The organism is Fundidesulfovibrio putealis DSM 16056 (genome assembly GCF_000429325.1).
In the GTDB taxonomy this organism is placed as follows: domain Bacteria; phylum Desulfobacterota; class Desulfovibrionia; order Desulfovibrionales; family Desulfovibrionaceae; genus Fundidesulfovibrio; species Fundidesulfovibrio putealis.
Genome location: NZ_AUBQ01000004.1, coordinates 147,972 through 168,741 on the forward strand (window position 1 = coordinate 147,972; position 20,770 = coordinate 168,741).

Here is a 20,770-nt window from a genome sequence, read left to right on the forward strand (position 1 = left end):
TTGCCGCATCTCCTGTGTATGAGACAGGAAAATCACGGAGATGCCGGGACACGGCTCCGTGTTTCCAGTCGGACGGCGCTAGCCGTCTTTCCAGCGTTTGCCAAGGCCGTGCGGGATGTCCAGAAGGTCCAGGACGCGCGCGGCAACGAAATCCGTCAGGTCCTCGATGGTCTGGGGGCGCGAGTAGAATCCCGGACAGGCGGGCATGATTGCGGCTCCGGCCTGTTTGGCGGCCAGGAGGTTTCGCAGGTGAATCTCGTTGAAAGGGGCCTCGCGCGGCACCAGCACCAGCTTGCGCCCTTCCTTGAGGGTGACGTCCGCCGCCCGGTGGATCAGGTTCGAGCCGAGCCCGCCCGCGATGGCCGCAAGCGAAGCCATGGAGCAGGGGCATACGATCATCCCGGCGTGCCGCCAGGAGCCGCTGGCCGGGCCTGCCGCCAGGTCGTGCTGGGAGTAGGCCGCCGTGGCCATGGCCGCGAGTTCGTCCGCCTGGACGTCGGACTCCAACGCCAGGACCTGCTTGGCCGCTTCGGACAGGATGAGGTGCAGTTCCAGTTCGGGATTTTCGGATATTTCGCGGGCCAGCGTCACGGCGTAGGGCATGCCGGATGCGCCGGTCACGGCCAAGACTATGCGTTTGATGCTCATGAAGCGATTATATCCTGGCCTCCTGGGAAGTCCAGGGCCGTTTTTGGGCGTCTTGCCTGCACATGTTTTTTTCAGTAAATGATAATCCTGCCGAGTTGGGGTTCGCATGTTTCCTATCCCGGCTCGACAACCTTCGATAACGACTTATCTCATGGGCCGTAAGGCCTTGCTGCGATGGAGCCGAGACATATGACAGACCATTTTCACCAGGATGAATTCGAATCCGGCACCGGACTCAAGGAAGAGCTCCGGGAACCGAAAAAATACAAAGTGCTCCTGCATAATGACGACTACACCACCATGGAGTTCGTCATCCAGGTGCTCATGACCGTCTTCCACAAGACGGAGTCCGAGGCCACCCAGATCATGCTGGCCGTCCACAAGAACGGTCAGGGCCTGTGCGGGGTGTTCACGGCCGAAGTGGCCGAAACCAAGGTGGTTGCGGTGCGCCAATTGGCCCGCCAGGGCGGATATCCGCTCAAGTGCACCATGGAAGAGGAATAGATGCTCGGAAAAAGACTTGAACGTGTCCTCACCAACGCGGTGAAGGAAGTCAAACGCCGCAACCACGAGTACCTGACGCTGGAGCACCTGCTCCACGCCATCGTGCTGGAGGAAAGCGGAAAGTCCATCCTGATCAACTGCGGAGCCAACGTGGTGCGTCTGCGCCACCAGCTTGAGCGCTTTTTCGCCGAACATATGGAAGTGCTGCCCACGGACCAGACCTCCGACGTGGTCCAGACCCTGGGTGTGCAGCGCGTGTTACAGCGGGCCATCATGCAGATGCAGTCCGCCGGAAAGGGCAAGGTGGAAGTCGGCGACGTGCTGGCCGCCATCTTCGAGGAGGACGACTCCTACGCGGTCTATTTCCTGAAATCCCACGGAGTCACCCGCCTGGATGTCCTGGAATGCATCGCCCACGGCTCGGGGGCAGAGGACAACGACGCCGACGCGGGCGCGGGGCAGGCCGGGGAACCCGGCAAGGCCAAGGAATCCGCCCTGGAGCAGTTCACGGTGGACCTGGTGGCCAAGGCCCGTGCGGGCAAGATCGATCCGCTCATCGGTCGCGACGAGGAGCTGACCCGCACCGTGCAGGTGCTGGCGCGCCGCCGCAAAAATAACCCCCTCTTCGTGGGCGACCCCGGCGTCGGCAAGACCGCCCTGGCCGAGGGCCTTGCGCTGCGCATCGCCACCGGCGAGATCGCCGAGAGCTTCCGTAACGCCGAGATCTTCGCCCTGGACATGGGCGCGCTGCTGGCCGGAACCAAGTACCGGGGCGATTTCGAGGCCCGGATGAAGTCCGTGCTGAACGAATTCAAGACCCGGCCCGGAGCCATCCTCTTCGTGGACGAGATTCACACCATCGTGGGCGCGGGAGCCACCAGCGGCGGCACCCTGGACGCCTCCAACATCCTCAAGCCCGTGCTGGCCTCGGGAGATCTGCGCTGCATCGGGTCCACCACCTACGAGGAATTCAAGAATCACTTCGAGAAGGACCGCGCCCTGTCGCGACGCTTCCAGAAAATTGAGGTGCACGAACCCTCCCAGGAGGAGGCCGTGGAAATCCTCAAGGGCTTGAAGCCTCACTATGAAGAGCACCACGGGGTGCAGTACACCGCCGCCGCCCTCAAGAGCGCCGTGGAGCTCTCCGCGCGCCATCTGAGCGACCGCTACCTGCCCGACAAGGCCATCGACGTGATCGACGAGGCCGGGGCCATCTTCAAGCTTGCGGCCAAGCCGGGAAAGAACGTCATCGGCGTGCACGACGTGGAAAAGGTCGTGTCGCGCATGGCCAAGATTCCGGCGCACCGCGTGTCCTCCACGGACCGCAACCGTCTCTCCAACGTCGAGGACGACCTGAAGCGGCTGATCTTCGGACAGGACGAGGCCATTGACGTGCTGTGCAAGGCCATCAAGCGCTCCCGAGCCGGATTGTCGCCAGCGGGCAAACCCACCGGCAACTTCCTGTTGGCCGGTCCCACGGGCGTCGGCAAGACCGAGCTTTCCAAGCAGCTGGCCAACGTGCTGGGCATCAACTTCATGCGCTTCGACATGAGCGAATACATGGAGAAGCACGCCGTGGCCCGACTGATCGGCGCGCCTCCGGGGTACGTAGGTTTCGACCAGGGGGGGCTCCTCACCGACGGCATCCGCAAGCACCCCTACACGGTGCTCCTGCTGGACGAGATCGAGAAGGCCCACCCGGACATGTTCAACATCCTCTTGCAGGTGATGGACTACGCCACGCTCACCGACAACAACGGGCGCAAGGCCGACTTCAGCCACGTCATCCTGCTCATGACCTCCAACGCCGGAGCGCGCGAGATGTCGGCCAAGTCCATCGGCTTCGGCCAGAACTCGAACGACAATACGGCCTTCCATGGTCAGAAAGCCATCGAACGCCTGTTCACGCCGGAGTTCCGCAACCGCCTGGATGCGGTGATCAACTTCAAGCCGCTCAGTTCCACGGTCATGGAGATGATCGTGGGCAAGTACATTACCGAACTCAACGTCCAATTGAAGGACCGCAAGGTCACTGTGGATGTGTCCGACAACGCCGTGACGTGGCTGGCCGAAAAGGGCTTCGACCCGGCCTTCGGCGCGCGTCCGCTGGCGCGGCTCATTCAGGAAAAGCTCAAGGATCCCCTGGCCGACGAACTGCTCTTCGGCAAGCTCCAGAAGGGCGGCCACGTGAAGGTGGACGTCGCCAAGGACGGCCCGAAAAAGGGGAAGCAGGACAAGGTGGAGACCGTGCTCGCTTTCTCCTACACATCCAAGGCCGGAGAGAAGGAAAAGGTCTGATGTGACGTTCTCGAAATGTGTTCATACAATGTATGAACCTAAACGAAGAGAACCATTTGTTTTGCTTTTGAAAAATATGTTGCTGTTTGTCAAGAACGCGACACCGACGCCAACCGGCTTGGTACGGTCGTGATAACCTTGCTGGGCTCCACCATCGGATTCCCGGACCCGGAGACCGCCGACCCAGGCGGTCTCCTGGCCGTGGGGGGAGACCTGTCCGTGCCTCGGCTCGTTGAAGCTTACCGCCGGGGCATCTTTCCCTGGTACAACGACGAGCACCCCATCCTGTGGTGGGCTCCGGACCCCAGGCCCATCCTGCGCCCCAAAGACCTGACGCTCGATTCGCGTTTTCGCCGTTACCTTCGCAACCATCCTTTCCAAGTGAGTGTTGATACCGATTTCCAGGCGGTCATCAGCGCCTGCGCCGTGATGTATCGGCCCGGACAAGGCGGCACCTGGATAACCGACGATATGATCCGCGCCTACGTGCGCCTGCATCTGGCCGGATACGCCCACAGCGTGGAGTGCCGCCTGGACGGGGAGTTGGTGGGCGCGATCTACGGCGTAGCAGTGGGGCGGGCCTTCTTCGGCGAGTCCATGTTCCATGAGGAGGGCAACGCATCCAAAGTCGCCTTCGCACATCTGGTCTGGCTGCTCAGGGACCTGAAATACCCGTTCATGGATTGCCAGCAGGCCACACCGCACGTGATGCGATTCGGAGCGCGCGAGGTGCCGCGCAGGCAATTCACCCGCCTGGTGCGGGAGGCCACGGCCATGGAGCATGAGCGCGAAGGCTGGCGCGCCCCTGCCTGGTGGAACGATCCGGCTGCCAGAAAGGAGGCCCTGCGTGAGCGTTGAGAAGATCGCATTGGATGTTCGCGGCAAGTGTTGAGGCGTGGGCGCGGAGGTCGGGTGGCACCTCCGGTTCGTGCAGGCGGGTGTTGTCGATATTTGGGCCGATCCGGGCCAGGCGGCTCTTTTCGAGGAACTGGCCGCCACGTTCGGCCAGTGGCGCATGGAGCGCGAGGACGTGGACGGCGTGATGCGCTTTCGTTTCGTCAGGCGGAGCAGCGGGGGCTGAGAGCTGTTGTTGGGGGTATGTTGAGCAAGAAGGCCTCCGGCGGCCAAAGGGACAAGTCCCTTTGGAATCCCCTATAGTTACTGTGTATTATTGTTTGTTCTTGCGCTCTCCCGACACGTTGGGGCAGGGCGCCTCCCCAAGAAGCGAGTCAGAGAGGGGATCGTGCGCCGCGAAGTTGCGCCGTGCACGCTCGAAATTCTGCGTGGCGTAGCAGTAGGCGCACCCTGCCGGGCAGGCGTCGTACATGCCGATGTCCTTGCTGGGGGCGCAGAGGCAGGCGGAGCGCTGGTGCGGGTCTTTGTTCTTTTCTGACGTGACGCCGAACAGGCGGCGCAGCAACTCACCATCCACGCAGGCTCCAGGCGAGAAACCGAAGTGATGCAGACCGGCTTCGTCTGCGCAGCTTTGCGGCTCCATGCCCCGGCTGCGCGCCATGGCGGCCATGTCCGTGAACATCCCCGCGAGATGTGATTCAGCGGGGGCCAGCGGGTCCACTCCAGCTTGATCCAGGCGCTTCCTGATCTTCCGATACGGCTCCACGAGGCTCACAGTCATCCGTCTGGTGTATCCATCCAGCGCTTTTGAGAGCATCTCGACATTTTTCCGATGGTAGTCCGGGCCGAACCGGGAAGATAGCACGATGGGGTCATAGCGCCACAGCACGCGCTCCGGTCCTATGGCCTCGGCCAGACGTCGGAATGCGTCCAGCCGTTCGCCGAGCGCGGGCATGCCCGGATGCAGGGCAGGGGGGTATTCCACCAGGGTGAACTGGAACACGGACCTGAGCCTCAGGCCGTCCAGCCAGGGCAGGTGCGCGATCATGGGCCTGGGGTCGCGCGTCCAGAACACCACGGCGTCCACGTCCTGGGGCGCGAGGCTTATCCGGCTTACCTGCCTGGCGTTGAACGGGTTCGGCACGGCGCACCATCCGGCGGCCGCCCGGTTCACGAACCACTGGGCATAATGTGCCGGAATGTCGGCGCGCCGGGAGGCGCTGACGATCATTGCAGGCGGACCGGGAGCCTTCCGGTGAAGGGCGCGCGCCCGGCCAGCGCCTTGGCCAGCGCCTCTATCGAGGCCGGGACGTCTCCGTAGGTGGCCACGGAGGTGGGCGCGTCGGCAAACAGCGAGAGGTCGTAGGGCGCGCCAAGGGCCACATGCACGAAACCGCCCGGTTTTATGGCCAGGAGCGTGCGCGCCAGGTTCTGCTGGGCGGGGTTGCGGGTGGCGTCGTAGGTGAACACCACCACCTTGTCCACCTGGGCGCTGGCTTCCACGGCGTTGCGCAGGTCCTGCGACGAGGGTTCGCGCGCGGTGCGCAGAAGCGCCGTGCCAGGGGCCAGCGGCAGGGAGCCTACGGCGTCGTTGGAGTTGCGCTCCGGCCAGATGATCAGCACACGGTCGCTTGGCTTCAAAGGCAGCAGCCTCAGACGGTCGTGGCGCAGGGTGATGCTGTCCTGCGCGGCGGAAAGCGCGGCCTGACGGTTTTCGGCGATGCCCACCCGGAAGGGAATCTCCAGGGCGCGGTTGGGGATGGCGCGCGCGTCCAGCAGACCGTATTCGCCCTTGACCGTGAGGATGCGGCGCACGGCGCGGTCAATGCGTTCCATGGGGATCTCGCCTGATTTCGCGGCGGCCACGAGGTTGTCGAAGGCTGCGATCTGGTCGGCTGGCTCGTGGCCGATGTCCGCGCCGAACAGCAGCACGTCCGCTCCGGCCTTGGCCGCCATGACGGCTGCCCGCACGGTTCCCACGCCCTTGGAGAGCGCGCCCATGCCCAGCGAATCTGTGACGATGAGCCCGTCGAAGCGCAGCTCCTTGCGCAAAGCGCCTTCCAGAATTTTGGAAGAAAGCGTGGCGGGCAGGTCGCGGGCAGGTTCCAGGGCCGGAACCTCCACGTGGGCGGTCATCACCGCCGGGGCCTTGGCCGCGAAAGTGGCCCGGAACGGGGCGAAGTCGATGCGGTCCAGGGTCTTTTTGTCGTGGTTGGAGAGGGGCAGGCCCAGGTGGGAGTCCACGTCCGTGTCGCCGTGCCCGGGAAAGTGCTTGGGGGTGCAGAGCATGCGGGCGCGCACGTATTCTTCCACCATGGCGGCGCTCAGCCGCGAGACCACGTTGGGGTCCGAACCGAAGGAGCGGATACCGATGATGGGGTTGTCCGGGTTGGAATTGACGTCGGCCACGGGCGAGAAGTTGAGGTTCACGCCGAGCACCGTGAGTTCGCTGGCCATCACCCGCGCCATGGCCCGCGCGTGCTCCCTGTTGCCGGTGGCGGCCACGGCCATCTGGCTTGGAAAGACGGTGACGCCCTCTCGCAGGCGGATCACCGGGCCGCCCTCCTGGTCGATGCCTACGAAAAGTCCGACCGCGCGCGGCGTGGCGGCGGCAGCGGCCTGGATGGCGGCGTTCAGGGCCGCAACCTGGCGGATGTTCTCCACGTTGCCCCAGGAGGAATAGAGGATCACCCCGCCGATGTGGCGCTTTGCGATCATCTCGGCAAGCTCGGGCGACACGCCGGGGCCTTTGAAGGCCACCAGCATCATCTGCCCGATTTTTTCTTCCAGTGTCATGGAGGAGAGGATCTGGTCGACCGTCGCGGCGGCAAGCGGGGCCGGACGAAACGGGACGAGCAGCAGCGCCACAAACAGTGCCGAGTATGTGAGAATTCGCATGGGACGAGCTTACATCATCACAGGGCAAAGGTGAATGCTCTTCACGCGGGCCGCACCGTGGCCGGGATTCCCCGATCCGTACATGAGCAGGCGCTTACGCGAAAAGCCGCAGAGGCTGCGCGCCTGGTCGGGACTCTGGACCATGCACCCGACACGGACGCCTTCCCCGACGCGCCGGGCGCAGGCAACCTGTGCGTGAATTGGCGCGCAATGAAAAAAGGGCGCGCCTCGCGGCGCGCCCTTGTCTGTTCAGCTTGTGAGGCGAGGCTAGATCATGCTCAGGTCGTAGGTGCCCAGGAACTGGTTCATACGGCTGTGGGCGTCGTCCATGCGCTTGCGCAGGTCCTTCGCATACTGCTCGAGGTCCAGCTTCTTGGTGGCCACGCCGGTTTCCATGGCGGCCTTGGCCACGGCGGGGGCTTCCCATTCCAGCATGCGGAAGTCGAGGGCCTTGGGCATGATGTAATCGATGCCGAGCTTCAATTCCTTCACGCCGTACATGTCGCAGATCTCGGAAGGCACGGGCTCCTTGGCCAGGGCGGCGATGGCCTTGGCGGCGGCCATCTTCATCTCCTCGTTGATCTTCTTGGAGCCCGCGTCGAGCGCGCCACGGAAGATGAAGGGGAAGCCGGAGACGTTGTTGACCTGGTTGGGGAAGTCCGAACGTCCGGTGCCCATGATGGCGTCGGGACGGGCGGCCTTGGCGTCGGCGTAGGAGATCTCGGGGTCGGGGTTGGCCATGGCGAAGATGACCGGGTCCTTGGCCATTCCCTTGACCATGTCCTGGTTGACCGCGCCCTTGACCGACAGGCCCAGGAACACGTCCGCGCCCTTCATGGCTTCGCCCAGGCTCGCGTACTCGATCTTCTGCACGTCGCCGAAGTAGGCCTTGGTGGAGTGCAGGTTGGTGCGGCTCTTGTTGATGTGGCCGCGAGTGTCGAACATGGCGATGTTGGAGCGCTGGATGCCCATGGCCTCGTACAGCTTGGAGCAGGCGATGGCGGCAGCGCCCGCGCCGGAGACGACCACGCGCAGATCCTCGAGCTTCTTGCCGGTGATCTCGCAGGCGTTCAGAAGGCCAGCGGCGGACACGATGGCCGTGCCGTGCTGGTCGTCGTGGAAGACGGGGATCTCAAGCATTTCGATGAGCGCCTGCTCGATCTCGAAGCACTCGGGGGCCTTGATGTCTTCCAGGTTGATGCCGCCCACGGAGGGTTCGAGCATCTTGCAGAATTCGATGACCTGTTCGGGTTTGGCGGCGTTGATGTTCAGGTCGTAGACGTCGATGTCGGCAAAGATCTTGAACAGGAAACCCTTGCCTTCCATCACGGGCTTGCCGGCCTTGGGGCCGATGTTGCCCAGGCCCAGGACGGCGGTGCCGTTGGACACGACGGCGACGTTGTTGCCGCGGTTGGTGTAGTCGTACACCTTGGCGGGGTCCGCGTGGATTTCGCGACAGGCCTCGGCCACGCCCGGCGAGTAGGCCATGGAGAGGTCTTTCTGGTTGCGGAACGGTTTGCAGGGAACCACTTCAAGCTTGCCGACGCGCGCTGCCGAGTGGTAGCGCAGAGCTTCCTCTTTGGTGAACAGAGCCATCTAGGACCTCCAAAAGCTGTCGAGCGTTGAAGCGGGCGAGTGGCGAACGCCTCGATTGGTAGAGGACTCGGTGAATTAATGCAACATCATTTTGTCTGGTCCGTTTCTTGATTGGAATGGTCTGAAATGCGTACGCTCGTCATCAATCTGACCCGCTTCGGCGACCTGCTCCAGACCCAGCCCGTCTTTACCGGACTCAAAGAGTCCGGAGATACGGTCGGCCTGGTTTGTCTGCAGAACTTCCTGCCCGCGACTGCCCTGGTCAGGGACCTGGACGCCGTGTTCGCCATCCCTGGCGCGCGCCTTCTGGCCGAGCTGGACCGATCCTGGCCTGTGGCCCTGGGCAGCTGCCTGGGCTTCGTGGACAATGTGCGCGGCGAGTTCGCCCCGGACCGTGTGATAAACCTCACCTCGTCGCTGCCCTCGCGGCTCCTGGCCCGGGCCATGCGTGCGGACGTTGTGCAGGGCTTCGGCCTGGACGACTTCGGTTACGGAATTTATTCGACCCCCTGGGCCGCCTTCCTGGAAGCCACGGCGCTTCATCGCGGCTCCAGCCCCTTCAATCTCGTCGATCTGTTCTTCAAGGCCGCCCATTTGGGCGACGCTCCGCGCCGGTTCCGGCTGGCCGAACCGGACCCGTCGGCACTGTCGGACGTGCGGGCCCTGATTTCGGAGCAGGCCATCGGAAACGCGACGGACATCGCCGGATATGTCGGGTTGCAGCTTGGTGCCAGCGCGGCCAAACGGCAATGGCCTACGCAGCATTTCGCCCAGGTCGCACAGCGCTTGTGGGAGCGCCACCGCCTGCTGCCGGTTCTGCTCGGCGGCAAGGACGAGCAGGAGCTGGCCGGACGGTTCGCGGCCAGCACCGGCGTGCCGCACGTGAATCTGGTGGGGCGCACCGGCCTGCCTCAACTGGCCGCCGCAGTGAGCCTTCTGCGCGTGCTTGTCACCAACGACACCGGCACCATGCACCTGGCCGCAGGGCTTGGCGTGCCCATCCTGGCGATATTCCTGGCCACGGCCCAGCCCTGGGACACCGGCCCGTACCTGCCGGGCGCGTGCTGCCTGGAGCCGGACCTGCCCTGCCATCCCTGTTCCTTCTCCCATGAATGTCCCATCGACTGGGCCTGCCGCAACGCGGTTCGCCCGGAGACCGTCGCGGCCTGCCTGGACGGCTGGCTGGAATCGGGCCGTTGGCCGGACGTGGCGGGGAGGGGCGTGCGGGCTTGGGAATGTTATTCCGATGCCGGGGGCTTTCTCGGCCTGCGCTCGCTCTCCGGCCACGACGGCGCGGACAGGACAGTCTGGAATGAAATCCAGCGCCAGGCCTGGCGACGGTTTCTTGACGGCCAGCCGCAGTCCTTCCGTGGGGACGAGGCCGAGCGGCTCTCGCCCGCCTTCCGGGAACATCTTGCAGGGGTGCTTCTCCAGGCGGGCGGCCTGTTGGATGTCCTGATACAGCAGTCGCGCCTTCTGGCCATGGCGCCGCGCCCGGCCCTTAGGAGCAAGTTCATGGCCACCTGGCAGCGCCTGGAAAGCCTGTTCGCCTCCGACCCGGCATTCAGCACCCTGGGGCACCTCTGGCTGCATCTTTCCCAGGCTGAAAGCCCGGACATGTCCCGCTTCGATTCTTTCGCGCTAAGCGTCGCGGATATGGTCTCCGCCCTGTCGGGCTTGTTCGTTCCACGGCCCTGATTCACGTCTGGCACGCTCCTTGAATGTGGCCGGTTGCGGGAATATTTTGCCACAAATCCGCCACGCTCAATCAGGAGGGAGAGACATGATAACAGTGGACGGCCGGGACACAGGGCTGGATGCCCAGGGTTTTGAAAACCTGGAACAGCTCCTCATCAAGGTTATGGAAGACAAGCACCTGACTGGACGCATCGTCACCGACGTGATGGTCAACGGTGAACCCTTTTCGGAAATTTATCCCCATCAGGCCGAAGACGTGGAAACCGCCGAGATCGAATCGGTGGAGATCGTGAGCATGCCCACCAGCGAGATGGCCGTGAACATCACGCGCGAGCTCTACAAGGTGGTCACGCTCATGGACCACGGCGCGCGCCGCGTGGCCGAGCTGTTCCGCAAGGCCGACGACGGCGAGGCCCTCGAGGTCTACCAGGACCTCCTGGACGTCACCCGCGACTTCATGGGCATGATCGGCGTGCTGCGCGGCGAGTTCAGCCTGAAGAAATCCTCGAATTTCAATGAGTCCGCCGAGGAGCTCTCCAGCCTGTTCAGCGAGATGGTCGAGGTCATCGAGAACGAGGACTGGATTCTCCTGGCCGACCTCCTGGAGTACGAGTTCATTCCCGCTGTGGAGCGCTGGAAGAAGGTCGTTGCCCAACTGCGCGAGGACATCAAGGAAGTTGCCCGAGCGGCCTAACGAAAAGGCGGCATTCTTATGAAGGACGAGATTGACATCCTGGAGCTGGCTCTTGAGACCGGCCGCAAGGAACTCGACCAGCTCGCCGAGGGCGAGGTGGACGAGGCCGAGCGCCTGTCCACGGAGCGACTGGCCCTGATGGAAGAGGCCTGGCGCATGCGCGATCCGAAAAAGATCGGCGCCCTGAAGGAGAAGCTCATGCAGTTGCAGAGTCTTCAGGGGCAGATCACGGCGGAAGCCAGACGCCTGCATGAAGCCATCAGGCGCGACCTGTTGCGTGCCAAGCAGGAGAACCAGCGCCTGACGGGGTATCGCTCGTCGCTTCGCGTCTCTCCCATTGGCGGCAGATTCGTCGACAAGGCAGGCTGATCCCGAATGGCGGGCCGGGCGCGAGTCCGGCCCGCTTTTGTCTCGTTTTCCCTCCCCAACGCCTGCGCCGCGTTGTTTTCCAAGCCATACAGTTTATTGACGCTTGTTTTGCATCAATGCTTCCGGTACGCTCCGGCCTGATGACCCCTCCGAACATATTGAATCGGGAGGTGCGACATGGCTGACGGGCAGGAACCAGGATTGAGAAAGTTCGTCGCGCCGGAATTCGTCTTCGGCGAGGGCGCGTCAAAGCTTGCCGCCCGACATGCGGCCAACCTGGGAGCCAGGCGCCCCATGCTCGTGACCGACGCCGGACTCATCGATTCCGGATGGTCGGCCCTGCTGGAAGCGGACCTGCGTTCCGCCGGGATCGACTGCGTCCTGTTCAGCGACGTCACGCCCAACCCCAAGGACCATGAGGTCATGGCCGGGGAAGAGCTCTACCGCGCCGAGGGATGTGACGCGCTGGTGGCCCTGGGAGGCGGCAGCGTGCTGGACTGCGCCAAGGGCATCGGCGTGGTGAACGCCTGCGGCGGACACATCACGCAATATGAGGGCGTGGACACCATCCACCGCCCCCTGCCTCCGATGGTGTGCATTCCGACCACCTCCGGAAGCTCGGCGGACGTGTCGCAGTTCGCCATCATCACCGACACCACCCGCAAAGTGAAGATCGCCCTGGTGAGCAAGATGCTCGTGCCGGACGTCTCCCTGCTGGACCCCATGCCCACCACCACCATGAGCGCCGCCCTCACCGCCGAGACCGGTGTGGACGCGCTGACCCACGCCATCGAGGCCTACGTTTCCAACGCCAGCTCCCCGGTGACGGACCTGTTCGCCCTGGAGTCCATGCGGCTGGTCCATCGCTGGCTGGTCCGCGCGGTCCGCGAGCCCCTGCACCTCAAGGCCCGTGCGCAGATGTGCCTGGCCAGCCTGGATGCCGGCCTGGCCTTCTCCAACGCCATCCTGGGCGCGGTGCACGGCATGGCCCACAGCCTGGGGGGCAGCCTCGACCTTCCGCACGGGGAGTGCAACGCCATCCTGCTTGGCCCGGTCATCGCCTTCAATTATCCGTCCGCGCCCCGCCGCTACCGCAAGGTGGCCAAGGCCCTGGGCTGCGCCGTGGAAGGTCTCCCCGACGACGAGGTGCTGGACATGCTGCTCGGGGCCGTCAAGGCGTTGCGCGCCGAAGTGGACCTCAACAGGAATCTTGGAGAGCTCGGGGTCACGCGCGCGGACATCCCGCGCCTTGCCGCATTGGCCATGCAGGACCCCTGCATCCTGACCAACCCGAGGAAACCTGCGCAGGCGGACATCGAGGCTATCTATGAAGCGGCGCTCTGATGACCCACGGGAGGCTGCTCCCGAGGATCCGGAGAGCCTGCGTGACAAGCTCATGGGGCTTGGCGAGCGCTCCATGCGCAAGAGCTACTACCCGGAGCTGCGGGCGCGCATGGAAGAACTGGAGCGTTTCCGGACGCTTCTGGACAACGCCAGCGACCTGATCTTCGTGGTGGAGGCCGATTCGGGGCGCATCACGGACATCAATGAGACCGCCTTGCGCAAGATGGGCACGACCCGCGAACAGATGGCCGGAACCTTTCTGCATGCGCTGCTCTCGCCCGGACAGGAGCAGGCGCTTGCCGGGCTCCTGCGCGGCGAGGTGGACACCCATCGGGCCGCCGTGGTGTTCAGCCTTCCCCTGGCCGGAGGAGGGAGGTTCCCGGCGGAGATCACCACATCCGTACTGGGCCTGGACCATCGCTCCCTGGCAGTGGTGATGGCACGGGACGTGACCGCTCGGCTGGAATCCCAGAAGGAGCTGGCGCGCGCCTGGGGCTATCTCCGTTCCATCGTGGACGCCATGCCTTCTCTGCTGGTCGGCGTGAACGAAAATTTAGAAGTCACCCTGCTCAATGCCCACTGCGCCGCCATGGCCGGTGTCGGCGCCGGGGATGTGCGGGATGACCAGGGAAAGACGGGAAAGCTGCTCTCGGACGTCCTGCCGTGGCTGCCCGAGTTGCCCAAGGCCCTTCTGGACACCATGAAGGACGGCAACACTCGGACGCTGCGCCGCCTGTCCGGCAAGGGGCCGGGCGGGGCCGCCTGGTACGACGTCACGATCTTTCCTTTGAACCAGGGCAGGCAGGAGGCCGTTGCCCGCATCGACGACGTGAGCAGCCGGGTGCGCATGGAAGAGGTGCTCATGCAGACGGAGAAGATGCTCTCCGTCGGAGCCCTGGCCGCAGGCATGGCCCACGAGATCAACAACCCCCTGGCCGGAATTCTTCAGGGCGTGCAGTCCGTGCTGCGCCGCTTCAGCCCGGAGCTGCCCGCGAACCGCGCAGCCGCCCAGCGCACAGGCCTGGACCTGGGCGTGATGAACGCCTACCTGGAGGACCGGGAAATCCCCTCCATGTTGCGTTCGGTGCAGGAGTCCGGCATCCGGGCGTCGCGCATCGTCTCAAACATACTGGAGTTCAGCCGCCGCTCCGACATGAGCAAGGCCCAGGTCCAGCTTTCACAGCTGGTGGACAAGGCCCTGGAGCTTGCGGTCAACGAGTTCGACCTCAAGAAGAAGTACGATTTCCGCCATGTGCGCATCACCCGCGTGGATGCGCCGGACCTTCCTTCCGTCTGGTGCGTCCCCACGCAGGTCGAACAGGTCATCCTGAACCTCCTGAAGAACGCGGCCCAGGCCATGGCCGCCGCCGGAACGGTTGAGCCCGCCATCACCGTTCGAACCGGCTGGTGCGAGGGCATGGCCTGCGTGGAGGTGGAGGACAACGGCCCCGGCATGGATGAGTCCGTGCGCGAACGCGTGTTCGAGCCGTTCTTCACAACCAAGCGAGTGGGAGAGGGGACCGGGCTTGGCCTTTCCGTGGTCTACTATATCGTCGTCGAGCAGCACGAGGGGCGGGTGGGAGTGCGTTCCGCGCCCGGAGAGGGGACGGCGATCTCCATCCGTCTGCCCATGAACGCCCCGGAAGGCCCGTCCCGCCGAGGTTGACGCCGGGGCTTTCCTTTTCTCGAAAGATGCCTTAAACAAAACCCCTTTGTCCGCACCGCCATATCACCCAGGAGCCACGTCCCATGGATTATACCGTTACCGAAGTGTCCCCGGTCGAGACCAAGATCGAGGTCAAGGTCCCCGCCGAGGAGATCAACGCCTCCCTCATGGCCACCACCGCCATCTACCGTCAGAACATGGACCTGCGCGGTTTCCGTAAGGGGAAGGTTCCTTCCAGCATCGTCGAGTCCAAGTTCCGCACCCAGATCATGCGCGAGGCCGCCAACGACCTGATGAACGTGCACATCAACGAGATCATGTCCAACCTCAAGTACCTGGCCATCGCCAAGCTCGATGTCAGCCCGGTGGAACTCGAGAAGGACAAGGCCATTGATTACGTCATCACCTTCGAGCATTGCCCCAATTTCGAGCTGCCCGTGTACGAAGGTCTCGAGGTCGAGGAAGAGGAAGCTCTGGCCAGCGACGCCGAAGTGGATCAGGTCATCGAGCGCATCCGGGGCAATCTGGCCGAACTGAAGGTGGTCAAGGAAGCGCGCCTGCCCCAGGACGGCGACGTGGTCGTGGTCAGCTTCAACGCCACAGAGAACGGCGAGCCCGTCCCCGGCGTTCGCGCCGAGAACTTCCAGCTGTCGCTGGGCGAAGGCCAGGCCCTGGAAGACTTCGAGGCCCTGGTGAAAAAGACCATGCCCGGCGCAGACAACACCGGCACCATGAGCTTCCCCGCCGACTTCATCAACCAGGACCTTGCCGGAAAGACCGTGGACCTGAACATCACCGTCCACATCATCAAGGAAAAGGAACTGCCCCCCATCGACGACGAGCTGGCCAAGAAGGCCGGCAGCTTCGAGGGCCTGGAGAAGCTCAAGGAAGCCATCTCCAAGTCCTACGTGCAGAGCCGCCAGCAGCTCTTCAAGGCCGCCGCCCAGAAGAAGCTCCTGGACGCCATGCTCGCCAGCGTCGACTTCGAACTGCCGCCTTCCCTGGTTGCCGAACAGCTCGACCTGCTGGTGAACGACGCCAAGCACAAGATCGAGCGTACCGGCAAGGCTCCCGAAGCCCTGGGCAAGTCCGACGAGGAACTGCGCAAGGAATTCGAGCCCAAGGCCCTGGAGATCGTCAAGTCCCAGCTGCTGCTGATCAAGCTCTCCGACAAGGAAGGCATCGAGACCACCCCCCAGGAAATGGACGCCTACTTCATGCAGGTGGCCTCCCGCACCGGGCAGGACGTGCTGGCCGTGAAGCAGCACTACGAGCAGAACGGGCTGGTCATTCCCGTTCGGGACAAGATTTTGGCGGACAAGGCCATGGAGCTGGTGTATTCCAAGGCCAAGGTCACCAAGGTTCCCGTCAAGGAAGCCGAAGCCAAGGCCTAGTTCTCGTCCGGTTCGCGGCTTGTCCGGCATGTTCGGGCGGCCTGGCCCACGAAATGCATCTGTACGCCGGGGCGGACATGGTCCGCCCCGGCTTGTCGACAGCGCCCAGGCATCTTGTCATTGGGAGCGCGATGAGTCACAGTCGGATTGCGGCGGCGGTGGCTCGCCTGCCGCGAGACTATATTTCAGCCAAGGAGAACGGGGTGCACGCCCAGATACCCATTGTCATCGAGACCACAGGGCGCACCGAGCGCGCCTACGACATCTATTCGCGTCTGCTCAAGGATCGGATCATCCTGCTTGGAACCCCCGTGGACGACCACGTGGCCAACGTGATCTGCGCCCAGCTTCTTTTCCTGGAGTCCGAGGACCCCAAGAAGGAAATCTCCATCTACATCAACTCCCCCGGCGGCTCCGTCACTGCCGGCATGGCCATTTACGACACCATGCAGTTCATCTCCTGTCCTGTCGCCACCCTGTGCATGGGCCAGGCCGCCAGCATGGGCGCGCTGCTGCTGACCGCCGGAGCCAAGGGCATGCGCCACGCCCTGCCCAACGCCCGCATCATGATCCATCAGCCCATGGGCGGCTTCCAGGGACAGGCCACGGATATTGACATTCACGCCCGCGAGATTATTCGCATGAGGGAACGGTTGAACGAAATCCTGGCCAAACACACTGGCACGGATATTGATAAGATTCGCGACGACACCGATCGCGATTACTTCATGACCCCGGAAGAAGCCGTGAAATACGGACTTATCGACAAGGTCATCAGTTCGCGCCAGTCCCAGGAAGAAGAGAACAAGTAGCCTTGTGCACCGGACTCGGCAAATTTCGCCACGCGCGACATCAGGGAAGATGACATGACTAAAAAGAAGACCCCAGTCTCCTCGGACCTGTGCTGCTCCTTTTGCGGCAAAAACCAGGACGAGGTCCAGCGCCTCATCGCAGGCCCCGATGTCTACATCTGCGACGAGTGCGTCTCCTTGTGCAATGAGATCATCGCCCAGGAAAGCCTGAACGAGGAAGTCGAGGACGGCAAGCTCCTGCCTCCCTCGGAGATCAAGCGCCTGCTCGACGAGTACGTCATCGGACAGGACTACGCCAAGAAGATCCTGGCCGTGGCCGTGCACAACCACTACAAGCGCGTGTTCTACTCCGGCGGCGCCAAGGGCGGCGACGTGGAACTGGACAAGTCCAACATCCTGCTGATCGGCCCCACCGGCTCCGGCAAGACGCTCCTGGCCCAGACCCTGGCGCGCATCCTCAAGGTGCCCTTCGCCATCGCCGACGCCACCACCCTGACCGAAGCCGGTTACGTCGGCGAGGACGTGGAGAACATCCTGGTCCAGCTGCTCCAGAACGCCGACTACGACATCGAGGCGGCTTCCAAGGGCATCATCTACATCGACGAGATCGACAAGATCGCCCGCAAGTCCGACAGCCCCAGCATCACCCGCGACGTGTCGGGCGAGGGCGTGCAGCAGGCGCTTCTGAAGATCATCGAAGGCACCGAGGCCAACATCCCCCCCAAGGGCGGACGCAAGCACCCCCAGCAGGAGTTCATCCGGCTGAACACCGCCAACATTCTGTTCATCGTGGGCGGCGCGTTCATCGGCCTGGAGAAGATCGTCCAGCAGCGCAATCGCGGCTCCTCCCTGGGATTCGGCGCCAAGATGGAAGGCAAGCGCGAGGACGACATGTCCAAGCTGCTCATGCAGTCGCATCCGTCCGATCTGGTGAAGTTCGGCCTGATCCCCGAGTTCGTGGGACGTATTCCCATCATCACGTCGCTGACGGAGCTCACCGAGGAAGACCTCATCCGCATCCTCACCGAGCCCAAGAACGCACTGGTGAAGCAGTACATGAAGCTCTTCGACCTGGACAAGGTCCGCCTGCGCTTCACCACCAACGCCCTGGCGGCCATCGCCCGCAAGGCTATTGAGCGCAAGACCGGCGCGCGCGGCCTGCGCAACGTGATGGAAAACATCATGCTGGAGATCATGTACCAGCTACCTTCGCTGACCGGCGTCACCGAGTGCGTCATCAACAAGGCCGTGGTGGAGAAGGGGCAGGAACCGCTGCTCTTCTACCAGCAGGAAGTGAAGACGGCGTAAGTGCTGCCTGATTGAATCCGACTTGAAGCCCCCTTCCGGCAACGGAAGGGGGTTTTCGACTATTGTATCCGCTCAATTTATGAATTTTGTTTCACATTTTCATAATTTGACTTTTTCCACACCTGTCTTAATCTCACTTCTTGTGATTATCGGCGCTCCGCGCAGTTCCCCGTGCGCGGACAACTCATGCCGAGGAGGCATTCATGACGAGCTTTTTCTCCGACGACCAGCCCCGCCGCGCCGGCAGCCTTCGTCTGCCGGTGATGAGCCTGCGCGAGGTGGTCATGTTCCCCCGGTCCATCGTGCCGTTGTTCGTTGGCCGGGAAGCCTCCATCAAAGCCATCGAGAACGCCGTCTCCACCTACGACAAGAAGATCTTCCTGGTGGCCCAGCGCACCCCGGAGACGGAAAAACCCCAGGAAGAAGACCTCTTCCGCATGGGCACGGTCAGCAAAATCCTCCAGATGCTGCGCCTCCCCGACGGCACCATCAAGGTCCTGTTCGAGGGCCTGTACCGCGCCGAATGGGATGAGGACGGCCTGGAAGGCTTCGAGGACGAATTCCCCACGGCCCGCGTCTCCCGCATGGCCGAGGACGACGGCGAAGGCAGCGAAGCCGAGGCCCTGGTGCGCACCGCGCACGAGGCCATGGAGCACTACGGCCGCGTGAACAAGAAGCTCGCGCCCGAGACCATCCTGGCGATAAACGCCCAGACCGCCCCCGGCCGTCTGGCCGACGCCATCATGCCCCACCTCAAGGTGGACTACATCAAGAAGCAGGAAATCCTCGAGCAGCTGGACCCCAACAAGCGCCTGGAAGACGCCTTCGCGCTCCTGCAGGGCGAGATCGAAATCTCCTCCATCGAGAAGAAGATCAAGAGCCGCGTCAAGCAGCAGATGGAGAAGAACCAGCGCGAATATTACCTGAACGAACAGCTCAAGGCCATCCACAAGGAAATGGGCCGTGACGAGGACCCCCTGGCCGAAGTCGCCGAGTTCGAGCAGCGCCTGAAGGACAAGGACCTGCCCGACGACGCCCGCGAGAAGGCCCTGCGCGAGCTGAAGAAGATGAAGAACACGCCGCCGTCCTCCGCAGAGTACACGGTGGTGCGAAACTACGTGGAATGGATCCTGGACCTGCCCTGGAATACCCTCCAGGACGTCCAGATCGACGTTAACAAGGCCAAGGAGACCCTGGACGCCGACCACTACGGCCTGGACAAGCCCAAGGAACGCATCCTCGAGTATCTTGCCGTTCAGAGCCTGGTGGAGAAGATGAAAGGCCCCATCCTGTGCCTGGTGGGACCTCCGGGCGTGGGCAAGACCTCGCTGGCCAAGTCCATCGCCAGGGCCATGGACCGCGAGTTCGTGCGCCTGTCGCTTGGCGGCGTGCGCGACGAGGCCGAAATCAGGGGCCACAGGCGCACCTACGTGGGCGCGCTGCCCGGCAAGATCCTGCAGTCGCTCAAGCGGGTGAAGTACAACAACCCCGTGTTCTGCCTGGACGAAGTGGACAAAATGTCCACCGACTTCCGGGGCGACCCGTCATCCGCGCTCCTCGAGGTGCTGGACCCCGAGCAGAACTACGCCTTTGGCGACCACTACCTGGACCTGGATTACGACCTGTCCAAGGTGTTCTTCATCACCACGGCCAACGCCCTGCACACCATCCCGCTGCCGCTGCAGGACCGCATGGAGATCATCCGCATCCCCGGCTACCTGGAGACGGAGAAGGCCCAGATCGCAAAACACTTCCTGCTGCCCAAGAAGATCGCCGAGAACGGCCTGAAGCCCGAGAACATCAGCGTGTCCGACGGGGCCGTCCTGGAGGTCATCCGCCAGTACACCCGCGAGGCGGGCGTTCGAAACGTCGAGCGCGAGCTGGCCTCCCTGTGCCGCAAGACCGCGCGCAAGCTGGTGGAAGGCGGCGACCGCGAAGCCACTTTCCAGATCACCCGCCAGACCCTGCCCCAGTATCTGGGCGTGCCCAAGTTCCGCCACGGCGAGATGGAGGACGCCCCCCAGGTGGGCGTGTCCACCGGCCTGGCCTACACCGAGATGGGCGGCGAGATGCTCATGGTGGAGACCGCGCTCATGCCCGGCGCGGGCAAGGTGGAGATCACCGGGAAGCTCGGCGACGTGATGCAGGAGTCGGCCAAGGCCGCGCTCTCCTACATCCGGTCGCGCTCCGCGTCGTTTGGCCTGAAGCCTGACTTCCACAAGGAAATCGACATCCACATCCACGTCCCCGAGGGCGCAACCCCCAAGGACGGCCCAAGCGCGGGCATCACCCTGGCCACGGCCATGGTCTCGGCGCTTCTGAACATGCCCGTCAGGAACGATCTGGCCATGACCGGCGAGATCACCCTGCGCGGGCGCGTGCTGCCCATCGGCGGCCTTCGTGAGAAGCTCCTGGCAGCGCATCGCGGGCAGATCAAGAAGGTGCTCATCCCCGACGACAACGCCAAGGACCTGAAGGAAGTGCCCGAGGCCATCCTGAAGGAACTGGAGATCGTCCAGGTCAAGAACATGGACGAGGTGTTGGAGCAGGCCATCATCTGCGAGGCTCCTGGCAAGCTCTTCTGCGGCAGGGACAACGCCGTGGAGCCGCTGGCCTCAAGCCTTCTCAAGGCCGAATACCAGCACCACACGCGTCACTAGCAAATCCGCAATAACCGGGATTCTGC

The 20,770-nt window shown here is 63.5% G+C and carries 17 protein-coding genes; 13 read left to right on the forward strand and 4 right to left on the reverse strand.

Features of this window, described 5'->3' with window-relative positions; translation table 11 throughout:
- Positions 1-78: 78 nt before the first annotated feature.
- The gene (locus G453_RS0103610) at positions 79-648 is read right to left on the reverse strand and encodes a UbiX family flavin prenyltransferase (RefSeq protein WP_156920791.1); all 570 of its coding nucleotides are present in this window, start codon (positions 646-648) and stop codon (positions 79-81) included.
- A gap of 189 nt (positions 649-837) precedes the next feature.
- On the opposite strand from G453_RS0103610, the gene clpS reads away from it, so the two are divergent.
- The 4 genes from clpS (at position 838) to G453_RS0103630 (ending at position 4,531) form a co-directional block, all read left to right on the forward strand.
- Positions 838-1,152 (forward strand): ATP-dependent Clp protease adapter ClpS, encoded by a 315-nt coding sequence (gene clpS / locus G453_RS0103615; protein ID WP_027189943.1) that lies wholly within the window; start codon positions 838-840, stop codon positions 1,150-1,152.
- Positions 1,153-3,450: an ATP-dependent Clp protease ATP-binding subunit ClpA gene (clpA, locus tag G453_RS0103620; RefSeq protein WP_027189944.1), complete on the forward strand. Its 2,298-nt coding sequence runs from the start codon at positions 1,153-1,155 to the stop codon at positions 3,448-3,450. It abuts the gene before it with no gap.
- Positions 3,451-3,579: 129 nt separating this feature from the next.
- The gene (gene aat, locus G453_RS22185) at positions 3,580-4,308 is read left to right on the forward strand and encodes a leucyl/phenylalanyl-tRNA--protein transferase (protein WP_084502078.1); all 729 of its coding nucleotides are present in this window, start codon (positions 3,580-3,582) and stop codon (positions 4,306-4,308) included.
- Between the two features lie 37 nt (positions 4,309-4,345).
- Positions 4,346-4,531 carry a hypothetical protein gene (locus G453_RS0103630; RefSeq protein ID WP_027189945.1) on the forward strand — a complete coding sequence of 62 codons (186 nt, stop codon included), beginning with the start codon at positions 4,346-4,348 and terminating at the stop codon, positions 4,529-4,531.
- A gap of 87 nt (positions 4,532-4,618) precedes the next feature.
- On the opposite strand, the gene G453_RS22190 is transcribed toward G453_RS0103630, so the two are convergent.
- The 3 genes from G453_RS22190 to G453_RS0103645 all read right to left on the reverse strand — a co-directional run bounded on the left by G453_RS22190 (position 4,619) and on the right by G453_RS0103645 (position 8,799).
- Positions 4,619-5,536, reverse strand: a complete 918-nt coding sequence (locus G453_RS22190; RefSeq protein WP_084502079.1) for a DUF1848 domain-containing protein — start codon at positions 5,534-5,536, stop codon at positions 4,619-4,621.
- A complete protein-coding gene (locus G453_RS22195) occupies positions 5,533-7,203 on the reverse strand; it encodes a glycoside hydrolase family 3 protein (RefSeq protein ID WP_043644332.1) in 1,671 nt (556 codons plus the stop codon). Before G453_RS22195 ends, G453_RS22190 begins: the two co-directional genes overlap by 4 nt.
- Before the next feature lie 267 nt (positions 7,204-7,470).
- Positions 7,471-8,799, reverse strand: a complete 1,329-nt coding sequence (locus tag G453_RS0103645; protein WP_027189946.1) for a malic enzyme-like NAD(P)-binding protein — start codon at positions 8,797-8,799, stop codon at positions 7,471-7,473.
- A gap of 126 nt (positions 8,800-8,925) precedes the next feature.
- Here G453_RS0103645 and G453_RS0103650 point away from each other — a divergent pair, with 126 nt between their 5' ends.
- The 9 genes from G453_RS0103650 (at position 8,926) to lon (ending at position 20,744) form a co-directional block, all read left to right on the forward strand.
- Complete coding sequence (locus G453_RS0103650; protein ID WP_027189947.1) at positions 8,926-10,497, forward strand: glycosyltransferase family 9 protein; 1,572 nt, start codon at positions 8,926-8,928, stop codon at positions 10,495-10,497.
- Between the two features lie 85 nt (positions 10,498-10,582).
- Positions 10,583-11,191: a hypothetical protein gene (locus tag G453_RS0103655; protein ID WP_027189948.1), complete on the forward strand. Its 609-nt coding sequence runs from the start codon at positions 10,583-10,585 to the stop codon at positions 11,189-11,191.
- 18 nt (positions 11,192-11,209) lie between these two features.
- Positions 11,210-11,560: a hypothetical protein gene (locus G453_RS0103660; RefSeq protein WP_027189949.1), complete on the forward strand. Its 351-nt coding sequence runs from the start codon at positions 11,210-11,212 to the stop codon at positions 11,558-11,560.
- A gap of 177 nt (positions 11,561-11,737) precedes the next feature.
- Entirely contained in the window at positions 11,738-12,904 is a 1,167-nt protein-coding gene (gene ercA / locus G453_RS0103665; protein WP_027189950.1) for an alcohol dehydrogenase-like regulatory protein ErcA, read from the forward strand.
- A complete protein-coding gene (locus tag G453_RS22200; protein ID WP_051271598.1) occupies positions 12,888-14,570 on the forward strand; it encodes an ATP-binding protein in 1,683 nt (560 codons plus the stop codon). Before ercA ends, G453_RS22200 begins: the two co-directional genes overlap by 17 nt.
- A gap of 83 nt (positions 14,571-14,653) precedes the next feature.
- Positions 14,654-15,964, forward strand: a complete 1,311-nt coding sequence (tig, locus tag G453_RS0103675) for a trigger factor (RefSeq protein WP_027189951.1) — start codon at positions 14,654-14,656, stop codon at positions 15,962-15,964.
- 203 nt (positions 15,965-16,167) lie between these two features.
- Positions 16,168-16,776: an ATP-dependent Clp endopeptidase proteolytic subunit ClpP gene (clpP, locus tag G453_RS0103680; protein ID WP_043644334.1), complete on the forward strand. Its 609-nt coding sequence runs from the start codon at positions 16,168-16,170 to the stop codon at positions 16,774-16,776.
- A 54-nt stretch (positions 16,777-16,830) separates the two neighbouring features.
- On the forward strand, positions 16,831-18,084 hold the full coding sequence (clpX, locus tag G453_RS0103685) for an ATP-dependent Clp protease ATP-binding subunit ClpX (protein ID WP_027189953.1): 1,254 nt from the start codon (positions 16,831-16,833) through the stop codon (positions 18,082-18,084).
- Positions 18,085-18,287: 203 nt separating this feature from the next.
- Positions 18,288-20,744, forward strand: a complete 2,457-nt coding sequence (lon, locus tag G453_RS0103690) for an endopeptidase La (RefSeq protein ID WP_027189954.1) — start codon at positions 18,288-18,290, stop codon at positions 20,742-20,744.
- Positions 20,745-20,770 lie beyond the last annotated feature (26 nt).